Below are 644 nucleotides of genomic sequence, written 5' to 3'. Positions count from 1 at the left end.
CGCCGTTCAAAGCCGTGCAGCTGATCGGGGCCGACAAAATGCATCTTGCCCGACAGGCAGGTGAAATAGCCGGCGCGCCGCAGGCCGAGGCGGCATTGTCGCCGCCGCCCGCCACCACCTGCACCCCGTCGGGCAGGCCAAGCTCGGCGGCAAGATCGCCGCGCAGCGGGCCGACCAGGCCGGTGCCCTCCAGCAGCTCGGGCATCTGGTCGTCCCGCATGCCGGAGTGTTGCAGCAGTTCGGGCGACCAGGCGCGCTTGCCGACATCCAGCCATGCGGTGCCGGCGCTGTCGGACATGTCCGAAACCATGCGCCCGGTCAGCCAGTAAGACAGGTAATCCTTGGGCAGCAGCACCTTGGCGGTGCGGGCGAAGATCTCGGGCTCGTGCTCGGCCACCCACAGCACCTTGGGTGCGGTGAAGCCGGGAAAGACGATATTGCCGCTGAGCGCGCGGAACGCGGGCAGCTCGTCCAGCCGCGCGGCCTGGTCGTGGCTGCGGGTGTCGTTCCACAACAGGCAGGGGCGCAGCACCGCGCCGGCCTCGTCCAGCAGGGTGGCGCCATGCATCTGGCCGGACAGGCCGATGCCCTTGAGCCGGGCGATGGCGTCGGGCGCTTTGGCCGCAAGTTCGCGCAGCGCGGCG

General features: G+C 70.3%; 1 protein-coding gene. It reads right to left on the bottom strand.

All coding sequences use genetic code 11. The features are described 5' to 3' along the window. On the bottom strand, positions 1-644 hold a 644-nt coding region (locus CVM52_RS26320; RefSeq protein WP_240621093.1), incomplete at both ends, for an FGGY family carbohydrate kinase.

The organism is Pseudooceanicola lipolyticus, assembly GCF_002786325.1.
Lineage (GTDB): Bacteria > Pseudomonadota > Alphaproteobacteria > Rhodobacterales > Rhodobacteraceae > Pseudooceanicola_C > Pseudooceanicola_C lipolyticus.
Note: the sequence above shows the minus strand (reverse complement) of the source record. Positions and strands in the feature narration are given on the sequence as shown.